Raw genomic sequence first — 19244 nt, forward strand, 5'->3', positions numbered from 1 at the left:
ATCCAAAGTCTGTCTGAACCGGCACTTTAACCAAAGGCCTCGTTCTCTGAAATCATTTCGGAGAACGAGGCCTTTGGTCTAGAGGACAGCAATAAGCGCTGGTGAGTTGCGATGATGTGATTCATGCGAAAAAGGCATGATCACCGATGATCCTGATGATTTCGAAGTCAATAGCGGAGCCGGAGTTCAGTTCGATGGCTATGCCCCATCCGGCATTAGCCTTCCCCGCCGCGCTCCCGGTCTGCCAGGGACTGCGAGACGGATACAGCGGCGTATTCGAGCAGCGCGGCCCTGCCCGCCGCTGTGAGGCAATAGCGGCCGCGGGCCACACGGCTGAACCAGCCGTAGTAGTTGGCCTGCAGGATGGCGGCCGCTGCAGGCACACCGCTCCGCCGGCGCAGCTCCGCCGGCGTCACGCCCTCCGGGGCCGGCTTCGCCATGGCCCCGGCCCTCCCGGCACCGGTTCCCGGGGTGCCGGCAGGGACTGCTGCGGGCGCGGCTGCGCGCGCCCGCCTCGTAGCGGAGGCCGGGTTCCGGCCTCCGCCTTGCTCTGCCGCAGCCGCTTCGCCGGCTGCGGCTGCCGTCAGGGCGGCCTCCCGCTCGGCCGCCTCAAGCGCTGCCGCGACGCGCAGCGCCTTCTCGCGGTAGGCGGTGACGAGCTTCACCCGGGTGCTGCCCCCGGTGTTGTAGTCGCCGCTGCGCTCGCGGAACTCGTACAGCAGCCGCTCCTGCCGCCGTCCGCTGCGCCGCCTTGCGGGGCTCGCCGGCTCCTCGGGCTCCGCAAGCACCTCGACGAGCGGGGCCTTCGTCTTGTAGAAGACGACGGTGACCAGCCCTAGCCCGAGGCGCCGGCACAGATCCGTGAGCTCGCCCCAGCGCTGGCTGGCGGAGCCTTTCTTCTCCCGGCAGCGTTCCACCGCCAAATATACGACCGGGCTTAGCTTCAGCCGCTCCACGCCCTGCAGCAGGAGGGGGAGGTTGAAGGATTTCTTCATCTCCACGATTAGCGGCGGCTCTCCGGTCTCCCGGACTCCGACGAGGTCGCAGGAACGGACCTCGCCCTTCACCTGATAGCCTTGTCCTTCGAAGTATTTTTTTAAAGGCGCATACAATTCGGTTTCGCTTTTGATCGCCATAGCCTGTCTCCTTATGAACGGACTTTCGCCGAATCTCTATTATATCACATCAAAAATGAGGTCAATATTCCGGGTGATCCGCATACCTATGTATTATACTTTTCGAATGGCTGCAGCTGCCAACGGCGGGCGGGTCTCGGAAGGGACGGCGGAGGAAGTCGGTTATAGCGGAAAGTCCGGGCCCCACCGGGTCCGGCGGTCATCACGCGGGTACAAGAGCGCAAGGTGAGGAGGCAGCGAGCAATGGACATTTTTGAACGTATAGCATCGTATCGGGCAGAGAATGAACGTTTGGCATGGAGCGGAACCTTCAAGGAATATATCGAACTGTTGAGAAAAGACCCCACTCCCGCCAAAACGGCTCACGCCAGAGTGTATGACATGATCAAATCGCATGGGGTGGAGGACAACGGCGGCCGCAAGCGGTACAAATTTTTTGAACAGGAAATATTCGGTCTTGACCGGGCCGTTGAGAAGCTGGTGGAGGAGTATTTCCACTCGGCTGCCCGGCGGCTTGATGTACGCAAACGGATTTTGCTGCTGATGGGGCCGGTCAGCGGCGGCAAATCGACGCTGGTTACGATGCTGAAGCGGGGGCTGGAGCAGTATTCGCGAACGATGCAGGGAGCGGTATATGCCATCGAAGGCTGCCCCATGCACGAGGAGCCGCTGCATCTAATCCCTAATGAGCTCCGTCCGGAGATCGAACGGGAGCTTGGCGTGCGGATCGAGGGCAATCTGTGCCCGTCCTGCCAGATGCGGCTGAAGAATGATTACGCCGGCGATATCGAGAAGGTCCGGGTCGTCCGGGTGCTGCTGTCGGAGGAAGAGCGCATCGGCATCGGCACCTTCAGCCCGTCCGATCCGAAATCCCAGGATATTGCGGACTTGACCGGCAGCATCGATTTCTCGACGATAACCGAATACGGATCGGAATCCGATCCGCGGGCATACCGGTTTGATGGCGAGCTGAACAAGGCCAACCGGGGGCTCATGGAATTCCAGGAAATGCTGAAATGCGACGAGAAGTTTCTGTGGAATCTGCTGTCACTGACGCAGGAGGGGAACTTCAAGGCCGGCCGGTTCGCGCTCATCAGCGCCGACGAGCTGATTGTCGCCCACACGAATGAAACGGAGTACAAGGCCTTCATTTCTAATAAAAAGAACGAGGCGCTCCAGTCCCGGATGATCGTCATGCCGGTTCCCTACAATCTGAAGGTGTCCGAGGAGGAGAAAATCTACGCCAAGCTGATCGCGCAGAGCGATATGAAGCATGTTCACATCGCGCCCCACGCGCTGCGTGCCGCTGCGATCTTCTCCGTCCTGACGAGACTCCGGGAGAGCAAGAAGCAGGGCATGGACCTCATCAAGAAGCTGCGCATGTATGACGGCGAAGAGGTGGAGGGCTACAAGGAAGCGGACCTCAAGGAAATGCAGAACGAATACCTGGACGAAGGCATGTCCGGCATCGACCCGCGCTATGTCATCAACCGCATTTCCAGCGCCCTTATCAAGGGCGATCTGGAGTGCATGAATGCGCTCGACGTACTGCGGGCAATCAAGGATGGACTTGACCAGCATCCTTCGATCACGAAGGAGGAGCGGGAGCGTTATCTCAACTTCATCTCCATCGCCCGGAAGGAATACGACACGCTGGCGAAGAACGAAGTGCAGAAGGCTTTTGTCTATTCGTTCGAGGAATCCGCGAAGACGCTGTTCGAGAACTATCTCGACAACATTGAAGCATTTTGCAACTGGACGAAGATCCGCGATCCGCTCACCGACGAGGAGATGGAGCCGGATGAGCGCCTGATGCGTTCCATTGAGGAGCAGATCGGCATTTCGGAAAATGCGAAGAAGGCGTTCCGCGAAGAAATTCTGATCCGGATTTCCGCCTATTCCCGCAAGGGCAAGAAGTTCGAATACAGCAATCACGAGCGGCTTCGGGAAGCGATCGAGAAGAAGCTGTTCGCCGATCTCAAGGATATCGTCAAGATTACCACCTCGTCCAAGACGCCAGATGAGAGCCAGCTGAAGCGGATTAACGAAGTATCCCGCCGGCTGATCGAGGATCATAATTACTGCCCGATTTGCGCCAACGAGCTGCTCCGGTATGTCGGCAGCCTGCTTAACCGCTAGGAAGAGGGCGGGGCGCTACCCGCATCGGCGGGAAGAGATTCGGGATAAAGAAGGCCGGGGCTCAATGGGCAGGCAGGAATTCGCAGAAAGGGCCGGGCTTATGAACCGCTAAATAGAGAGCACATCCATCCGGCCAGGCAGAGGGTAGGGTGGATGCGGGGCCGCTGCGCAGCAGCGGCCTTTTGACATGCTCAGATTTCGGGACTGGACAGACGAGGAGCGGAGGAGAGCGGTGGAGAAAGAACGAGTGCTAGCGAGGAAGAGAGAACGAGAGGTGAAGGGGCAGTTAAGAGGGGGGGATTGGTAATTTGTAAAACCGGTGTCAAGAAATCGCTCCCATAAGAACGCAGGAAAGGTGGTTTTTTACATACTACTCGATCTCATTTCATTATATAATGGAAGATATGTTCGATTGACGGGAGCGAGATTATGAAAAAGCTGCTTTATACTCTGCCTTCTTTGATATTTATCTTCGGTTTGGCATACGGACGCATTCTCCTGTACGGGCAAAAGGACCTGGAGACTTCGTTCTCGGCGCTGGCCGGACCGACGCTGCGCGATATCGGCATCGGCATTGTCATTATTCTCCTGCTGTATGCTCTCTCGAAAGCGAGTATGATCGCGGCGTTTGTGTTGGCGGCCGTGCTGGCCGTGTTCCACCTGGCCAATGTCGAGTATATTTATGCGCTGGACCATGTGGTGAATCTGAAGGACATTACGATGGCGTCGGATTCGGAGTTTCTGACCGGCACGCTGTTCCATATCAGCTTTCCGGTATATTCGCTGGTGATTGCGGCTTCGCTGCTGGGGTCGGTCTTTTTTCTCCGCAAAATCCGGATATTTCCGCTTCCCAAGCGAAGATACGGCCTGATCGCGGCAGCCGGTCTGCTGATCGTCTATCTCATTATTGCGATCAACTCCACCGGGGACTGGAAGAGCGGCACCTTCGTGTCGGCCTCCATCAGCAATTCGGTCGCGCTGCTGACGTTCAACGCCGATGATCTGACGGATTACCCGCCCGACATTGAAGAGAAGATCAATACAACTCAGCAGCTCAAGGACGGCGAATACCTGCTGAATAACCATACCGGCAAAAAGAATATTTTGATGGTCGTCATGGAAGGCATACCCGGAGCCTACTCCCCCGCCAACCAGGACTATCTGGAGCTGCCGAATGACATTAAGATGACCAGCCTGGACAAGATCAAGGATCACAGTCTGATCCTGCCGAATTACATTACGCACAACAACCAGACGATCCGGGGTATGTACTCGCTCATCAGCGGGGACTATGACAAGATGGACGCCTCGACACCGAAAGCATATGAATATTTGCAAAAGGATTCGAATTACCGGGAGGAACTGCTGCCAAAGCTGCTGAAGAATAGAGGCTACAATACGGCTTTCATTCAGGCGGCTCCACTGGAGTACATGTCCAAGGGCGACTTTATGACGGCGGCGGGCTTTGACACGATTATCGGGGGAGAGAGCTTCAAGAACCCTTATATTCCTTTCGGCTGGGGGCCGGACGACAAGAGCTTTTTCGAGCAGTCGCGGCAATTCATTAATGAGCTGAACAGCAAGGGCGAGCCGTGGTTCGCCACAATGCTGACGGTCGGCACACATCATCCTTACGCCGTTACGGACGCTTATGCGGAGAAGTACCCGAGCCGCAAGGCGGCAGCCGTTGCGTACTTGGACGAGGCGCTGTCCGATTTCATTGACTATATCGACCATTCAAGCTTCGCCAAGGATACGCTCGTGCTGTTCGTGTCGGATGAATCGCATGGCGTGAATAATCAGACGTACGGCTCGAACTGGGGCATCTTTGCGGCGTATTCGCCGGACATCGACGGCCAGATTATCAATGACGGCGTGTATGGACAAAAGGATGTTCTGCTGTCGCTGCTGGATTACGCCGACCCGGACCTGGATGCCTATACGGTTGGCCGGAGTGTATTCCGCAAGTATACCGAGGATTCGCCGATTCTGTTCGCCTCTCATTATAACGGGGATGTGTTCTATTCGACGAAGAAAGGGACCGTCTATCAGGTGGACAACAGCGGGCAGCTGTACAGCCTGACCTCAAGCAACGGTGAGCTGTTCAGTACGGATTACGACCGGACTTCGCTGAATGACGACGAGCTCAAGAAGAAGATTCTGACCTACAAGAACTATGTGGACAAATCATCGGCCAACGACCAGCGGATTGTGGTCACGAAGGATAAAGACATTCCGCTGAAGCTGAACAGCGAGACGGTTGTAACGGACGGCCAGTTCGTGACGGTGCCGGCTGAGTCCTACGTCGATATCACGGTCGATTATGACGCATCCTCCATGTCGGCGGACGACTGGATGATTCTGCGGTTCGCGGATTACAGCGGCCACAGCAGCTCCCGCATCATCGACAAGGCAAGCAGCAGCGGCACGATGACCTTCCGGTTCTACAATGAAAAAGTGAGCTACGGCTACGCCTTCAACCTGAAGACGGATTTCCGTTCCAAAGCCGTCTCGTCCTTCGGCAAGTCGGTCAAGTTCAACAGCATCACGATCTCGTTCTCCAAAACACTGCCGGAATCAAGCCCGACGCCGAGCGCGTTTGGGCTACCGGCTACATTGAATCCCTCCCAGGCGACGGAAGCGGGAGCTTCGGCAGGGACGGGTGCTGCCTCTGCCCTGCCGGGAAGCACAGGCTCTGGATCGCCGGCAGCGACGCCAGCTTCATCACCAACTGCATCGCCTGCACCGTCTTCCTCGACCGGTGCTGGTTCGGCGGAACGGGTGAGCACGATTGTCGATCTTGATGCGGAGAATAAGTAGCTGCTAGAAGATGGCGGACGGATTAAATACAGCATCATAAAGAGTTACAGACCCAAGGGTGTAGTTCAAGGCCCTTGGGTCTTTTTTTCGACAATATCCTATGCGTTCTCGGTAATTGACGGTGTAATGGTGCCGGGTCCGTTAGACATTAAGATTAGGAATAACAATATACATTGTGATATAAAAAGGGTATGAAAAATCCTATGAGACAGGGGTCTCATAGGATTTTTTGGCGTCACAGAAACTTCCTGAGCACCTTTTTACCGTCATAGGAGAACAGCGCCTTCTTGTCTTCCACCACCGTCTCCAGATGAACGGTCTTGCCCCACAGCGTGAAGATATGCGGGAGCGTGCGCTCCAGATACTTCAGATCCAGCTCGATCCCTTCATAACCGTGTGCGATGTAGAGTTCTCCATTACGCTCGAAGTCGCCATCCTTAACGACTAGGTATGGGGAACCGCCGTTGATGCGGGCCTGGACCAGCTGGTCCCGGACATTCTCCCAGGCTTTGTCGGTGATCTTCCATTCCGGACCTTTCTTCTCGAAGACGTAGAGGTCGAGATCCTCAACAAGCTCCTTGGTCATATAGCTGCGAATGAATGAAATATCCGAATCCAGCTCCCGGACCTCGAACAGCTTCTCCCGGTCCCAGCGGCGCTCGATATCCTCCAGAATCTTGAGGCCGAGGTAATAAGGGTTCAGGCTCTGGCGGGAAGGCTGCACGACAGAAGAGTTCAGCTTCGCGAACTCGATCGTCTCCTCGGGAGTAAGGTCCAGCTCGCGCATAATGCGCTGATGCCAGTACGAAGCCCAGCCTTCATTCATGATCTTCGTCTCCATCTGCGGCCAGAAATAGAGCATTTCGTCCCGCAGCATCGTCATGATGTCGCGCTGCCAGTCTTCGAGGCAGTTGGAATACTGCTGGATGAACCAGACGACATCCTTCTCCGGCTCAGGCGGAAAAGCTTTGTATCCACCCGGCTGCGTCGCCGGCTTCGGCTTGGCGGCCGGATCGTCCTGGCCGATCCCCCAGAGATCGTCGAAAGGACCGGGCTTAGGTTCAATGCGCTTCTTCCCGCTCTGCTCGTTCTGACGCTCCCGTTCATAGTAGCTCTTGACAGGCCGGGCTTGCTGGATCAGGCTGGGGTCGATATGCTCCTGGATGGACAGCACGGCATCGATGAAGCTCTCCACCGTATCCATGCCGTACCTGACGGAATACTCGGCGATCCGGTCGGCCGTGGCCGACATGCTCTCGACCATATCGCGGTTCGTCTGGGAGAAGCGGGCATTGTTCTTGAAGAAATCGCAGTGAGCGAGCACGTGGGCGACGATCAGTTTGTTCTGGACGAGCGAATTTCCATCGAGCAGAAAGGCGTAGCACGGATTGGAGTTAATCACCAGCTCATAGATTTTACTGAGCCCGAAATCATACTGGGATTTCATTTTATGAAAAGTCTTCCCGAAGCTCCAATGGCCGAAGCGCGTCGGCATGCCGTACGCGCCGAAGGTGTAGATAATGTCGGCGGGGCAAATTTCGTAGCGCATAGGGTAGAAATCGAGGCCGAATCCTTTGGCAATCTCGGTGATCTCGGCTATCGCCCGTTCGAGCGCCTGTATTTCATCGCTGGGCATGAATGAGCCCATCTCCTTTCCGGCTGTGTCTTAAGCGGCTTACCAGATGTATATGCCGGAGGCGGGGGGATTTTGCCTCGGGGGAGATAATCAAAAATAGCAAGAAGATAGCGCGAAGACGCCCAATGTTCCCTGACAGTCGATTGCTAGCTGCATCGTATGTCAATCATTAGACGCATGAAAGCCGCCCCCTAAACGGCGGCGGCTCATACGGTAACGATGGTGCCTATCAGGCGTTGCCGGATACGACGGTGAGTGGATAACCGGCGTCACGGTAGACGGCAGCCTCATCCTCGTCGAGACGGCTATCGGTCACGATTTCGTCGAATTTGTCGAGGCTGGCGATGATGGCGAGCGAATTGTAGCTGAACTTCGTAGAGTCGGCCAGCAGTATGCTTTTCCCGGCGGCGTTCATCGCAGACTGGCGGGCACCGACAAGGACGGGCGACCAGGCCATTGCGCCTTTGGCGTGCGAGACGGCTTCGCATGTCAGGAACGCGACATCTACCGTCAGCGAGCCGAGCATTTTCTCCGTGTAAAAGCCGTCCAGGCTTCCGGCCCATTTGCTGAGCCGTCCGCCCGTACAGTAGACATCGAAACTGCCGAAGCGCTCCTCATTCGAGAGCAGCAGGGCGGTATGCAAATCCCGCGTAATGATTTTTAGCCCTCGAAAGGACTCTAGTTCCTCCACCATAGCGGCAACCGTCGTCCCCGCATCCAGGATGATGCTCATTCCGTCTCGTATGTGCTTGATTGCTTCCTTAGCGATTGAATGCTTCTCTGCCTGGTGCTCGCTTGCGCGCTGAGTGTAGTTGGAGCCCATGAACCGTTGAACCTTGACCGCCCCGCCATGAGAACGCTTGATTTTGCCTTCCGATTGGAGCAGGTCGAGGTCGCGGCGAATGGTCATTTGGGAGACGTTGAACTTCTCCGCAAGCTCAATGATCGTAACCTGGGGCCGTTCGTCCAGTATTTTCATGATTTCATGGCGGCGCGTTCCCATGAGCATAAGGTGAATCCTCCCTTTATAGATGCGCCTGAAAATAAGGCATTTTTTTCATTATAGCTCTGAAGAGATCTGCTTGTCAGCATCTTGTTATATTTTATGTTAATTTTTGTTCGAATTATGTGAATTTGATCTATACAAGCTTTCGTTTATGTGATATAAATAGGCTTAAGTTCAGTTTATTGACACGATTGAGTAATGAAATATTGCAAAAACCGTGACAAAAAGTATTGACATCGTGATTTTGATGGTTTTGGCGGTCGAAACGAAATGTGCGTGTCAGATAATATTACATAAACGATGGGAGCTGAGCTGCATGAGTTTTAGATATGAAGGTAAAGCGTACAATCTGCATTTTCTTCCCCGTCTGACGACGAAAGAGATAGCGGAATTACCGAAAGATGACGTGCTGATCGTCTTGCCGGTCGGAGCCGTTGAGCAGCATGGCGCTCATATGCCTGTATATACCGATACGCTCCTTGGTGAAGCGATGATGGCCGAAGCGTTCAAACATCTCCCCGATGGCGCGCCGATCTGGCTCTTGCCTTCGGTTGCCTATGGAAAGAGCACCGAGCATATGGAGCATCCAGGCACGATTACGCTGTCTGCCCAGACACTCATTATGGTCCTGCAGGACATCGCCGCCTCGCTCGCCAGAAGCGGCTTCAAGAAGCTGCTCCTGGTCAATACCCATGGCGGAAATGCCGATCTGCTCGGCATGGCGGCGAGGGAGATGCGAATTGCAACGGGATTGGCCGTCTACCGCCTTGATCCGGGATCAGTTGGTTACAGCGAATCATTTACGGACGCAGAGGAGAAGGCGGGAGGCATACATGCCGGCGATGTGGAGACATCGCTTGTCATGGCCGTCTGTCCCGATTGGGTGCATCCGGAGCTGGCCGTACGAGAGCTGCCGAACTTCCCGCAGTCCCCATCCTTCTCCTTCCGTTCCCGGTCATTCGCCTGGGTAATGAGCGACATTTCCCGAAGCGGCATCGCGGGCGATGCGACCAAAGCTACGCCGGAGAGAGGCGCGGCGATGCTGGAGGCGGCAGGTGTCTTGTTGGCTAAAGCGCTCCTGGAGATTGCGTACTTCGATATGGCTTCCTTGAAAAATTAAGAAAGTGAGGCGATCCCGGTGGAAGTGTCTGCTGACGTAAAAGAACGGGTGAAGATGGAACGTTTGTCCAAGGTATACCCAAATGGGACGGTTGCCGTACAGGACGTCAACGTATCGATTTCGGAAGGGGAATTCCTCTGCTTCGTCGGCCCCTCCGGCTGCGGCAAATCGACTATTTTCAAAATGATCACAGGCTTATCCAGTCCGACGGACGGCACGCTTCATGTCATGGGTACATCTCCGAAGCAGGCCCGTAAGCAGAGCGATACGGCCTTCGTCTTCCAGGAGCATACGCTGCTTCCATGGATGTCGATTATCGATAATGTCGGGCTGCCACTGGCGCTTCGTGGTGCTTCCCGCAAGGAGCGCAGGCAGGAGGCTGAGAGAGTGCTCGAGCTGGTTGGGCTCAAGGATTATACGAAGTCGATGCCCCGTCAGTTGTCGGGGGGGATGAAGATGAGGGCCTCGATCGCTAGGGCGCTCGTATCCAAGCCGAAGCTGCTGCTGATGGACGAACCGTTCGCAGCGCTGGACGAGATTACGAGACAGACACTGCAGCGGGAGCTGCTTGATATATGGAGCAAGGACAAGGAAATGACGGTGCTGTTCATTACCCATAACGTATTCGAAGCGGTGTTCCTGTCCACCCGGATCGTCGTTATGACGCCGAGACCGGGCAAGGTGGCGGCAATCGAGTCTGTTAGGGTTCCCTTTCCGCGAGAAGAGACGTTTCGCACCTCACCTGAATTCGGACAGATTGTCAGAACGGTATCCGAAGCGCTGAAGCACTGAGAAATCGAGGAGGTAGACAGATGACGGTTGACTGGATCAAGGAGATGACCGACCTGGTCGGCGAAGAGAAATTGCTGCTTGGCGACGAACGGCTTGAGAAGCTGTCAAAGGACTACTATTGGTATTCTCCGGTACTGGAGCCGCTACTGCGTGACAAGCGGGCCGACGGCATCGTCGTACCCGAATCGGAGGAACAGGTGGCTCAGGTGTTGGCCTTTGCATACCGCCACCAAGTGCCAGTTACGACGCGTGGAGCGGGTACGGGCAATTATGGCCAGGCAGTGCCGCTTGAAGGCGGCATCGTGCTTGACCTAAGCAAGCTCGACCAGGTGCTTGAGGTGACGGAAGGCCATGTGCGCGTGCAGGCAGGCGTTCGCCTGGGGGCGCTGGAGAAAATGCTTCGCGAACAGGGGCAGGAGCTGCGGATTTATCCGAGCACATTTATGAAGGCAACGGTCGGCGGCTTCGTCTGCGGAGGATCGGGCGGTATCGGTTCGATCACTTGGGGGAATCTGTGGGACGGCAACGTGCTGGAGATCGTGGTCCTGACGCTCGAAGAGACGCCGAGACGGCTGGTTGTCAGCGGCTCGGATCTGCTCGCCTATATTCACAACTACGGAACCAACGGTATTGTGACGGAGCTGACCGTACCAGTCACGACCAAGACGGAGTGGCGTCAGACCGTCGCCCAATTCGACGATTTTGAATCTGCCCACCGGTTCGCCCATGCCGTTGCTCTCGACGATTCGATCCGCAAAAGATTAGTATCGCCGATCGAATGGCCGATCCCTTCCTTTTTCAAGCCAATTCTTAAGCATCTGGAGCCTGGGAACAGCGTCTGTCTGCTGGAAACGGAGGAGGGAACCGGCGAAGCGCTCGCTGCTCACGCTGCGGAAGCCGGTGGCCGGATCGGATATGTCATATCCCCGGATCAATACCGCCGAACGATAGGGCTGTCCGACTTCACCTGGAACCATACGACGCTGTGGGCGCTAAAGACGGACCCTTCGCTCACATACTTGCAGTCGGGCTTCCATCCAGTCGATTTCCCGGGTCAGATTGCCAAGATTAAAGCAAGGTTCGGAGACGAGGTGCTGATGCATCTGGAGTTCATCCGTTCGGGGGGGACTGTCGTTCCTGCGGGGTTGCCGGTTGTCAGGTATCAGTCGCATGAGCGGCTGTATGAGATCATCGACTTCTTCCTGTCGATTGGCGTCAGCATTAACGATCCGCATACGTGGAAGCTAGAGATGGGAGGACGAGGCCAGCTCGAAGCAATGCTGGCGGCCAAGCGGTCAAATGATCCGCGCTCGCTGCTCAATCCGGGCAAGCTGCAGGCTCCCGCTCCCGAAGTGGCAAGGGGGGACAAATGATGAAAAAGGCAGGGAACGAAGCGACAGCCGGGACCGTCCCGATGAGACGTATAGAGGAAAAGCCATCCGCCGTGCCGAGTGTGAAGCCGCCTGTGTGGACGAGAGGAGTCGTGCCACCGCTTATCGCCTTCATCGTGTTCATTGGCGGGTGGGAGCTGATCTGCCGGCTGGCGAACGTGAAACCGTATTTGCTGCCGAAGCCTTCCGACATCATCCAGGCGGCTTCGGAGAATGCCTCTAATCTGTGGGTATCGGTATATACGACGATCAGCGAGGCGGTGCTCGGGTTCCTGCTCAGTGTCATACTTGGCGTCGGATTCGCTATCGTGCTCGCCAGTTCGAAGCTGATTGAACGCAGCGTGTATCCGTACGCCATCATTTTGCAGACCATTCCCATCGTCGCCATCGCTCCAATCATCGTCATCTGGTTCGGCGCCGGAATGAATGCGATCATCGTCATCGCCTTCCTGATCGGTTTCTTCCCGATGCTGTCGAACACGCTTATCGGGCTCAATTCGACCGATCACAACATGAAAAACCTGTTCTATCTTTATAACTCGTCCTCTTTGCAGACGATGTTCCGACTCCGTCTCCCGGCCGCACTGCCGTACATCATGGCCGGACTCAAAATTTCCTGCACGCTCGCCGTTGTCGGCGCAATTGTCGGGGAGTACATCGCCGGTATAGGGGGAGGCAATGGAGGTCTTGGATACGCCATTACCGTGGCCGCGTCACGCCTGCAGACTGCTTACTTGTTCGCATGCGGCATATCGGCCTCGTTAGTGGGCATCGTCTTCTTCTTGATCGTCAATGCCTTCTCGAAATGGATGCTCAGTTCCTGGCATGAGTCCGAGATGGGCTCGGAAGGCTAATCTGTTAATAGCGAGAGCGAGGTGCTGGCGATGCCGGGTTCTGAACCCGATTTGGAATTGATAAACGTTCGATTGCCCCTTGAGCAGGATGGAGGCTTGTTCAAGCTAACGGTTCGAGGCGGAATCTGGAGCGCCGTTGAGGCCCAGCAAGGTCCGGCGGAACCGGATGGCCACATCCCGATAGGCGACGCGGGTCTGGAAGAACTGTCGGATGCTCCGGCTCTCGACCTGCAAGGCAAGGTCGCGCTCCCAGGCTTCGTGGACGCGCATATGCATCTGGACAAGGCGTATTCCATCGAGCATGTCCGCAACCAGTCGGGTACGCTTCGGGAGGCGATTGAAGGCTACCGGTCATTGGCTGCTTCATTCAGCAAGGATACGATCAAGGCTCGCATCGTGAAAGCCGCGCTTGCATCGGTTTCTTTCGGCAGTTTGACACTTCGCAGCCATCTCGACGTGCCTCTGCATCTCGGGCGCGAGGTGGCCATGCGGACAGTGGAGGCGGCCCTTGAAGCAAGGGAAGAGGTCGGATCGTTTGTCGATATCCAATATTTCCCTATGTTCTATTACGATCCGGCAAAGGATGGTGAAATGACAGCTTTCGCCGAAGAGACGCTCCGGATGGGCATCGACGGAGTAGGCGGTGCTCCGCATCTGACGCCTGATCCGGAGCAGAACATCGGTTGGGCATTCAAACTGGCGGCTGGGTTCGGTCGGTTGATCGATCTGCATATCGACGAATCCGACGACCCGGCCGTCAAGACGATCGACACGTACTGCGACCATATCGTTCGTAACGGATATTCGGGCAAGGCGACAGCCGGCCATCTCTGCTCGTTGTCTGCGATGGAGCAGCCGGAGGCAGACCGGCTGATTGCCAAGATGGCGGAAGCGGGTGTTGGAGCGGTGACGCTGCCTGCGGTTAACCTGTATCTGCAAGGGAGAGGAGACAGCGGGAACGTCAGACGCGGAGTGACGCGAATCAAGGAACTGGCGGAAGCCGGCGTCCCGTTAGCGGCCGCATCCGATAACATTCAGGACCCTTTCCATCCGTTCGGCCGCGGAGATATGCTGCAAATCGGCTTGATCACCGCATACGCGGCCCATCTGGCCAAGGAAGAGGATATTCCTAAGGTGCTGAGCATGCTGACAAATACCCCAGCGGCCATCGTTGGGCTTACGAATTATGGAATTAGGCCGGGATTCCCGGCGGGCTTTGTCGTCCTAGACGCCGCTTCAGGGGAGTCATTGCTCCAGGAACTGCCCGCCGCCCGGTGGGTATACAACAAATCCCGTTGGATTCATGCTTCGCAGATCAAGCGGCAGTGGGCTAAGCGCTCCTGACCGATCGATAGGCCATGCGGCAAGTTGTATTACAAATTCGGTGCTTATCCCCATTCAAGCGGATACACATATAGAATTGTACAAGGATAAGGGAGGAAGGAACATGCGTATGCGACGGTTGGCAGGAAAGGAAGTAAAATTTGGCGCGATCTCACTGATCGTCGCGATTTCTCTCGTCTTAACAGCTTGCAGTTCGGGAAACAACGGACAAACATCATCTGCGGCAGGAGCATCATCTTCGCCAGGGGCATCAACCGCTGCAGGGGCATCATCCGGCGCGGAGCTGACCAAAATCACCCAGGTCACCAACTGGTTCGCCCAGCCGGAGCATGGCGGTCAATACGCGGCGCTTGCCAAGGGCTATTACAAGGATGCGGGCCTTGACATGACGATCCAGCCTGGAGGACCGGGAGTTTCAGCGACACAGATCGTTGCTTCGGGCCAAGCGGAGTTCGGGATGGGACAGGCGGACGAGATCCTTCTCGCACGTCAGAACGGCATTCCGCTCGTGGCGGTAGCGGCCATTTTCCAGAAAAATCCGCAAGGCGTTATGTTCCACAAAGGCAAGTTAAAAGATTTGTCGGAGTTAAACGGACATAAGATGTACGTGGGGAGCGGTTCCGCATTCTGGGAGTATTTGAAGAAGGCTTACAAGCTCGACCAGGTGCAGGAGATGAAGTATACCGGCTCGCTCGCCAACTTCGTGGCCGAACCGGATTCCGCCACACAAATTTACGTCACATCCGAGCCTTATACGATGCAGCAGCAAGGAGTCGACGTCGATTACTTCCTCAATTACGATCTTGGATATAAGCAATACGGTAATATTCTGTTCACAACCGAAGACTACCTTAAGAAGCATCCGGACATTGTTAAAGCATACGTCGAGGCGTCTGTCAAAGGCTGGAATTATTATAAGGATAACTCCGACGAGATTAACAAGGTGTTGCAGGAGACCAATCCCGATCTGAAGCTGGAAGCGATGGCATATGGCGCTAAGGCGGAAGAACCGCTCATTTTTGGCGGCGATGCCGAGACGAACGGTGTAGGCTTCATGAGTAAGGATATTTGGGAAGGGCTTCAGAAGCAGCTCGTGGATCTCGGTATTCTGAAAAAAGCGGAGCCGATTGACGACGTTTATACCAACGAATTTCTGCCTGTAAAATAATTAGGAAGATTTGTAAGGGGTGGCACTAGTGCTGCGGTATTCATCCTTCTGCAAACACTCCTGATTGTGAATGATGGGACGGAGGCGAGGCGCCTGTGAGGCATGATATGTGAAAGCGACCAAGGCATCCAATGAGCGACGGGGGAACATTATGGCGAAATCATACGATTTGATCATCAGAAATGTACGACAGTCCGACAGTAAGGAGTGCTTCGATCTCGCCGTCATGGGCGGAACGATCGCGGCGATGGGCGCCCTGGAAGAAGCTGTCTCCAAGAAAACCTTCGACGCCGGAGGCAGGCTGATGCTTCCGCCGTTCGCGGAGCCGCATGTTCATCTGGATACAGCGCTGACAGCGGGCAGTCCCGTCTGGAATGAGAGCGGAACACTGGCCGAAGGGATTGGGATCTGGTCTGCGCGCAAAGCGGCGCTCACGAAGAAGGACGTTCTGGAGAGGTCGGAGCGGACGCTGGGGCTATATATGGGGTATGGTGTACAGCATTTACGGACGATGGTTGACATCGGTGATCCGAATCTGACAGCGCTGGAGGCCGTGCTTGAGATCAAAGAGAAGTATCGTCCATATATCGATATCCAGGTGACGGCGTTTCCCCAAGACGGCATCGTCGCTTGTCCTGAGAACGAGGAGCGATTGAAAGTTGCACTTCGGCTTGGGGCGGACGGAATATCGGCCGTTCCCCACCTGGAGCGGACGCGAGAAGAAGGTGTACTGTCGTTGCAGAAGGCGTTTGAGCTAGCGGATTCGCACGGCGCTTACATGCATGTGTTCTGCGACGAGACAGACGACGAGGCATCCCGGTATTTGGAGGTATGCGCGTCCCTTGCACTTTCCATGGGTCTCGGCCGCCGCGTAACAGCCGCTCACGCCAATGCGGCAGCTTATTACAACGAGCCCTATTTTCAAAAAGTGCTCGGGCTGGTTGCAGCCTCCGGCCTGTCGATCATTGCCTGCCCGCTGATCAACAGCGTAACACAAGGGAGGTACGATGCTTATCCCAAGGGGAGAGGAATCACGCGAATCAAAGAGTTTATGGAAGCGGGCATCAACGTCGCGCTGGCTCATGACGACATTCGAACTCCTTTTTATCCGCTCGGCACTGGCAATCCGCTTGACGCTGCGCATATGGCCGCACATTTGGCACATATGAGCGGACGGGCGGATCAGCTCCGCCTGATCCGTATGATAACGGAAGGCGGGGTGATGGCGATGAATGCTGACGAGTCTTATGGCTATATGAACGGCGAATTGCGGGAAGGCGCTCCGGCATCGTTCCTTCTATTTGATGCCGATGATGTCGGCGATCTTATTCGAGAGCGGCCGGCACCGCGTTACGTGTTCCGCGGCGGGCGCCTCATTGCGGAGACGCAGCCCGCAGTTACCACCTTGCAAATCGCAGCCAGCCAGCTAGCCTATGGTAATGCTGGTAAGGAATGGACTAATGTACTGCCCGTGAGGTAAACGCAAAAAACCAAGGAACGGGGTGGAAACACACCACCTAGTCCCTTGGTTTTTTTGAAGTCATCCTACTATTACGATGAGCTTGGATCTCCAATAGTCCCCCTGGGATAGCCTTTTCTGTATAAGTTATATTCCTACTGCACCAAACTCTCCAAATCCGGCTGCAATTTGGTCCGCAGAGCATATAGCATGATGGCTCCAACAAGGAATGAAACGACCTCCGCAATGACGAGCGACCAGACCACCCCGTGGAAGCCATTCGTTCGATTGGCAATATACAACACGGGAATCAGAGTGATTCCTTGAATAATCGACATGATGAATGCTGCGGTTCCCTGCGCTGTTGCCTGGAAGATTCCCGTGAACAACGCGGTTATTCCTGAGATGAACAGGGATAAGAACGTCACATGCAGAATGTAGCTGCCCATTTCAATCAATTGCGGGTCATTCGTAAATAAACCCATTAACTGGTCGGAAGTCAGATAGACGATGACGCCGAACAAGACTGCCAACGCCGCAATCGTTTTGATCGTGAATCCGATGGTATGCTTCATTCGTAATTTGTTAGCTGTAAAAGAGAAGGCGATCAACGGCACGACTCCCTCGCACAAGCCCATCAGAATAAATTCAGGGAATTGCATTAAACGTGAAGAAACTCCGTAAGCCGCTACAGCCTGATCCCCATATTCGACGAGAAAATGGTTGAAGACGAGTGACATTGCACCCATGAAGATACTCATAACAAAGACGGGAACTCCGATCTTGAATACATTGCTCAGAATGTCCTTGGTAACCTTGAACCATTTAAAGGAGACAGTCAGGAATGGGCTCTTATATCCCATATGGAAAATATAGAATACACTCGCAACCAGGTTGGAAATGACCGTAGCAGACGCAACGCCGATCACGCCCCAATGGAAGACGAAGATGACTAATGCATCGAGAATAATGTTCACGACGACACTGAGAATCATACCGGTCATCGACGCGATTGCCGCACCCTCCGAGCGCACGATATTCTCCAGCGTGAAGCATAATACAACGAATGGTGAACCAATAAGCATAACGGTGACATAATCTTTTGTAAAACCGAAGGAGTCGGGCGTTGCCCCCAGGCCATGAACGATCGGATTGATCAACGGGAGGCCGACAGCCATCACGATAAGACCGATCATTAAGCTGCTGTAAAAAGCAAATGAAGACACATGCTTGACATCATCATTTTTCTTCTCACCCATCAATCGGGAGATGAATGTACCGCTGCCCATGCCAATCAAGTTGCCTAGCGCCATAATGACCGCGAATAACGGCAAGGTAAGCGCAAGTGCGGTTAATATGACCGTATTGCCCAGTGTACCAAGGAAATAGGCGTTCAAGATGGAGTATATGACACTCATTGACATGCCCAGCATCATCGGGACAGCGAAGTGAGCTACGGCTTTTGCGACCGGCGCTTGCTCAAAGTAATGGAGGTTTTCTGCATCCATGTGGGTCACCACTTTCTTAATTAAATATGATTGTCTAACAGTGTTAGGTTGAACCTTACAGTGTTAGATGATATCATGAACCTATTAACCTGTAAAGCAAAAACTTACACTGTTAGATAAAAGGACGGATATCGATGAAAAAGCAGCAGCCTCAGATTTCGGAGGACAGGATACTGGAAGCCTCATGGGAGCTTCTGGGGGAGGATGACATCGAGAAATTCAGCATGAGACGATTGGCTGACCGGCTTGGAATTCAGGCCCCCTCTCTGTACTGGTACTTCAAGAGCAAGCAGAAACTCTATTACCGTCTGGCCAATCAAGTATCCAAAATAATCCTGGAGGAGCTCCACTCCGAAGGGAATTGGAAGGAGCAACTGACTGTGCTAGCGGTAACGGTACGGAGTGTGCTCAGCCGATATCCCTGCTCCACGCAGCTCATGATGCAGACGCTTCCCCACGAACCGGACCTCATCCGGTTCACCAACCGCATGCTGCTCTGCGTGGAATCAACACCGCTTAAGGAGGAACAGAAACTGCAAGCGGTTCTTACGCTTGTGAACTATGTCTTCTTCTTCGTATTGGACGATTATCAGCATCAGCGTAATGTCTCTGCTATTCTTAAGGAGCAGGGAGGGCTAGCGGACGGGGAGATGGATCACCTTCTGGATTCCATGAGCGAGACGGAAGCAGGACTGTTCCGGAGGCTGTTCAAGAGCCGGTTGTTCGATCTGATGGGGACCGACGGGGCCTTTGAGTTCGGCGTGAATTTGATTTTGTTGGGGATTGAGCAGGTAATTAAGGAGCAGGAACAGGAGAAATAGGGTGTAAAATGCCGCTCATCCGGTAAAAGCTCTCCATAAACGATAACACA

14 protein-coding genes are annotated in these 19244 nt (G+C 54.8%); 10 read left to right on the forward strand and 4 right to left on the reverse strand.

Annotated features, from left to right (window positions below; all coding sequences use genetic code 11):
• Positions 1–215: 215 nt before the first annotated feature.
• Positions 216–1136 (reverse strand): DUF2161 family putative PD-(D/E)XK-type phosphodiesterase, encoded by a 921-nt coding sequence (locus PSTEL_RS08815; protein WP_038694700.1) that lies wholly within the window; start codon positions 1134–1136, stop codon positions 216–218.
• A gap of 243 nt (positions 1137–1379) precedes the next feature.
• On the opposite strand from PSTEL_RS08815, the gene PSTEL_RS08820 reads away from it, so the two are divergent.
• Both PSTEL_RS08820 and PSTEL_RS08825 read left to right on the forward strand, forming a co-directional pair.
• Positions 1380–3275, forward strand: coding sequence for a PrkA family serine protein kinase (locus tag PSTEL_RS08820; RefSeq protein WP_038694701.1), 1896 nt, complete (start codon positions 1380–1382; stop codon positions 3273–3275).
• 429 nt (positions 3276–3704) lie between these two features.
• A complete protein-coding gene (locus tag PSTEL_RS08825) occupies positions 3705–6095 on the forward strand; it encodes an LTA synthase family protein (protein ID WP_052098295.1) in 2391 nt (796 codons plus the stop codon).
• 235 nt (positions 6096–6330) lie between these two features.
• Here PSTEL_RS08825 and PSTEL_RS08830 read toward each other — a convergent pair whose 3' ends face one another.
• Both PSTEL_RS08830 and PSTEL_RS08835 read right to left on the reverse strand, forming a co-directional pair.
• A complete protein-coding gene (locus PSTEL_RS08830; RefSeq protein ID WP_038694702.1) occupies positions 6331–7731 on the reverse strand; it encodes a SpoVR family protein in 1401 nt (466 codons plus the stop codon).
• Positions 7732–7960: 229 nt separating this feature from the next.
• Positions 7961–8740: a DeoR/GlpR family DNA-binding transcription regulator gene (locus tag PSTEL_RS08835; protein WP_038694703.1), complete on the reverse strand. Its 780-nt coding sequence runs from the start codon at positions 8738–8740 to the stop codon at positions 7961–7963.
• A 313-nt stretch (positions 8741–9053) separates the two neighbouring features.
• Here PSTEL_RS08835 and PSTEL_RS08840 point away from each other — a divergent pair, with 313 nt between their 5' ends.
• The 7 genes from PSTEL_RS08840 (at position 9054) to PSTEL_RS08870 (ending at position 16886) form a co-directional block, all read left to right on the forward strand.
• Entirely contained in the window at positions 9054–9857 is an 804-nt protein-coding gene (locus PSTEL_RS08840) for a creatininase family protein (protein ID WP_038694704.1), read from the forward strand.
• Positions 9858–9911: 54 nt separating this feature from the next.
• Complete coding sequence (locus PSTEL_RS08845; RefSeq protein WP_052099188.1) at positions 9912–10649, forward strand: ABC transporter ATP-binding protein; 738 nt, start codon at positions 9912–9914, stop codon at positions 10647–10649.
• 20 nt (positions 10650–10669) lie between these two features.
• On the forward strand, positions 10670–12022 hold the full coding sequence (locus tag PSTEL_RS26860) for an FAD-binding oxidoreductase (RefSeq protein ID WP_038694706.1): 1353 nt from the start codon (positions 10670–10672) through the stop codon (positions 12020–12022).
• On the forward strand, positions 12019–12894 hold the full coding sequence (locus PSTEL_RS08855; RefSeq protein WP_084064879.1) for an ABC transporter permease: 876 nt from the start codon (positions 12019–12021) through the stop codon (positions 12892–12894). The genes PSTEL_RS26860 and PSTEL_RS08855 overlap by 4 nt, the downstream gene beginning before the upstream one ends.
• A gap of 51 nt (positions 12895–12945) precedes the next feature.
• Positions 12946–14238 (forward strand): amidohydrolase family protein, encoded by a 1293-nt coding sequence (locus PSTEL_RS08860; RefSeq protein ID WP_245625114.1) that lies wholly within the window; start codon positions 12946–12948, stop codon positions 14236–14238.
• A 103-nt stretch (positions 14239–14341) separates the two neighbouring features.
• Positions 14342–15406 carry an ABC transporter substrate-binding protein gene (locus tag PSTEL_RS08865; protein WP_052098297.1) on the forward strand — a complete coding sequence of 355 codons (1065 nt, stop codon included), beginning with the start codon at positions 14342–14344 and terminating at the stop codon, positions 15404–15406.
• Between the two features lie 151 nt (positions 15407–15557).
• A complete protein-coding gene (locus PSTEL_RS08870) occupies positions 15558–16886 on the forward strand; it encodes an amidohydrolase family protein (protein WP_038694708.1) in 1329 nt (442 codons plus the stop codon).
• Positions 16887–17020: 134 nt separating this feature from the next.
• Here PSTEL_RS08870 and PSTEL_RS08875 read toward each other — a convergent pair whose 3' ends face one another.
• Positions 17021–18373, reverse strand: a complete 1353-nt coding sequence (locus PSTEL_RS08875; protein ID WP_038694709.1) for an MATE family efflux transporter — start codon at positions 18371–18373, stop codon at positions 17021–17023.
• A gap of 134 nt (positions 18374–18507) precedes the next feature.
• Between PSTEL_RS08875 and PSTEL_RS08880 the strand changes: the two genes are divergently transcribed.
• Positions 18508–19194 carry a TetR/AcrR family transcriptional regulator gene (locus tag PSTEL_RS08880; protein ID WP_038694710.1) on the forward strand — a complete coding sequence of 229 codons (687 nt, stop codon included), beginning with the start codon at positions 18508–18510 and terminating at the stop codon, positions 19192–19194.
• Positions 19195–19244: the final 50 nt, after the last annotated feature.

The organism is Paenibacillus stellifer, assembly GCF_000758685.1.
GTDB lineage: Bacteria > Bacillota > Bacilli > Paenibacillales > Paenibacillaceae > Paenibacillus_AQ > Paenibacillus_AQ stellifer.

Excerpts from the sequence above, each read along its gene's own strand:
- PSTEL_RS08820 (WP_038694701.1), top strand. The coding sequence starts at position 1,380 with ATGGACATTTTTGAACGTATAGCATCGTATCGGGCAGAGAATGAACGT.
- PSTEL_RS26860 (WP_038694706.1), top strand. The coding sequence starts at position 10,670 with ATGACGGTTGACTGGATCAAGGAGATGACCGACCTGGTCGGCGAAGAG.
- PSTEL_RS08855 (WP_084064879.1), top strand. The coding sequence starts at position 12,019 with ATGATGAAAAAGGCAGGGAACGAAGCGACAGCCGGGACCGTCCCGATG.
- PSTEL_RS08880 (WP_038694710.1), top strand. The coding sequence starts at position 18,508 with ATGAAAAAGCAGCAGCCTCAGATTTCGGAGGACAGGATACTGGAAGCC.
- PSTEL_RS08870 (WP_038694708.1), top strand. The coding sequence starts at position 15,558 with ATGGCGAAATCATACGATTTGATCATCAGAAATGTACGACAGTCCGAC.
- PSTEL_RS08845 (WP_052099188.1), top strand. The coding sequence starts at position 9,912 with ATGGAACGTTTGTCCAAGGTATACCCAAATGGGACGGTTGCCGTACAG.
- PSTEL_RS08865 (WP_052098297.1), top strand. The coding sequence starts at position 14,342 with ATGCGTATGCGACGGTTGGCAGGAAAGGAAGTAAAATTTGGCGCGATC.
- PSTEL_RS08830 (WP_038694702.1), bottom strand. The coding sequence starts at position 7,731 with ATGCCCAGCGATGAAATACAGGCGCTCGAACGGGCGATAGCCGAGATC.
- PSTEL_RS08840 (WP_038694704.1), top strand. The coding sequence starts at position 9,054 with ATGAGTTTTAGATATGAAGGTAAAGCGTACAATCTGCATTTTCTTCCC.
- PSTEL_RS08875 (WP_038694709.1), bottom strand. The coding sequence starts at position 18,373 with ATGGATGCAGAAAACCTCCATTACTTTGAGCAAGCGCCGGTCGCAAAA.
- PSTEL_RS08815 (WP_038694700.1), bottom strand. The coding sequence starts at position 1,136 with ATGGCGATCAAAAGCGAAACCGAATTGTATGCGCCTTTAAAAAAATAC.
- PSTEL_RS08825 (WP_052098295.1), top strand. The coding sequence starts at position 3,705 with ATGAAAAAGCTGCTTTATACTCTGCCTTCTTTGATATTTATCTTCGGT.
- PSTEL_RS08835 (WP_038694703.1), bottom strand. The coding sequence starts at position 8,740 with ATGCTCATGGGAACGCGCCGCCATGAAATCATGAAAATACTGGACGAA.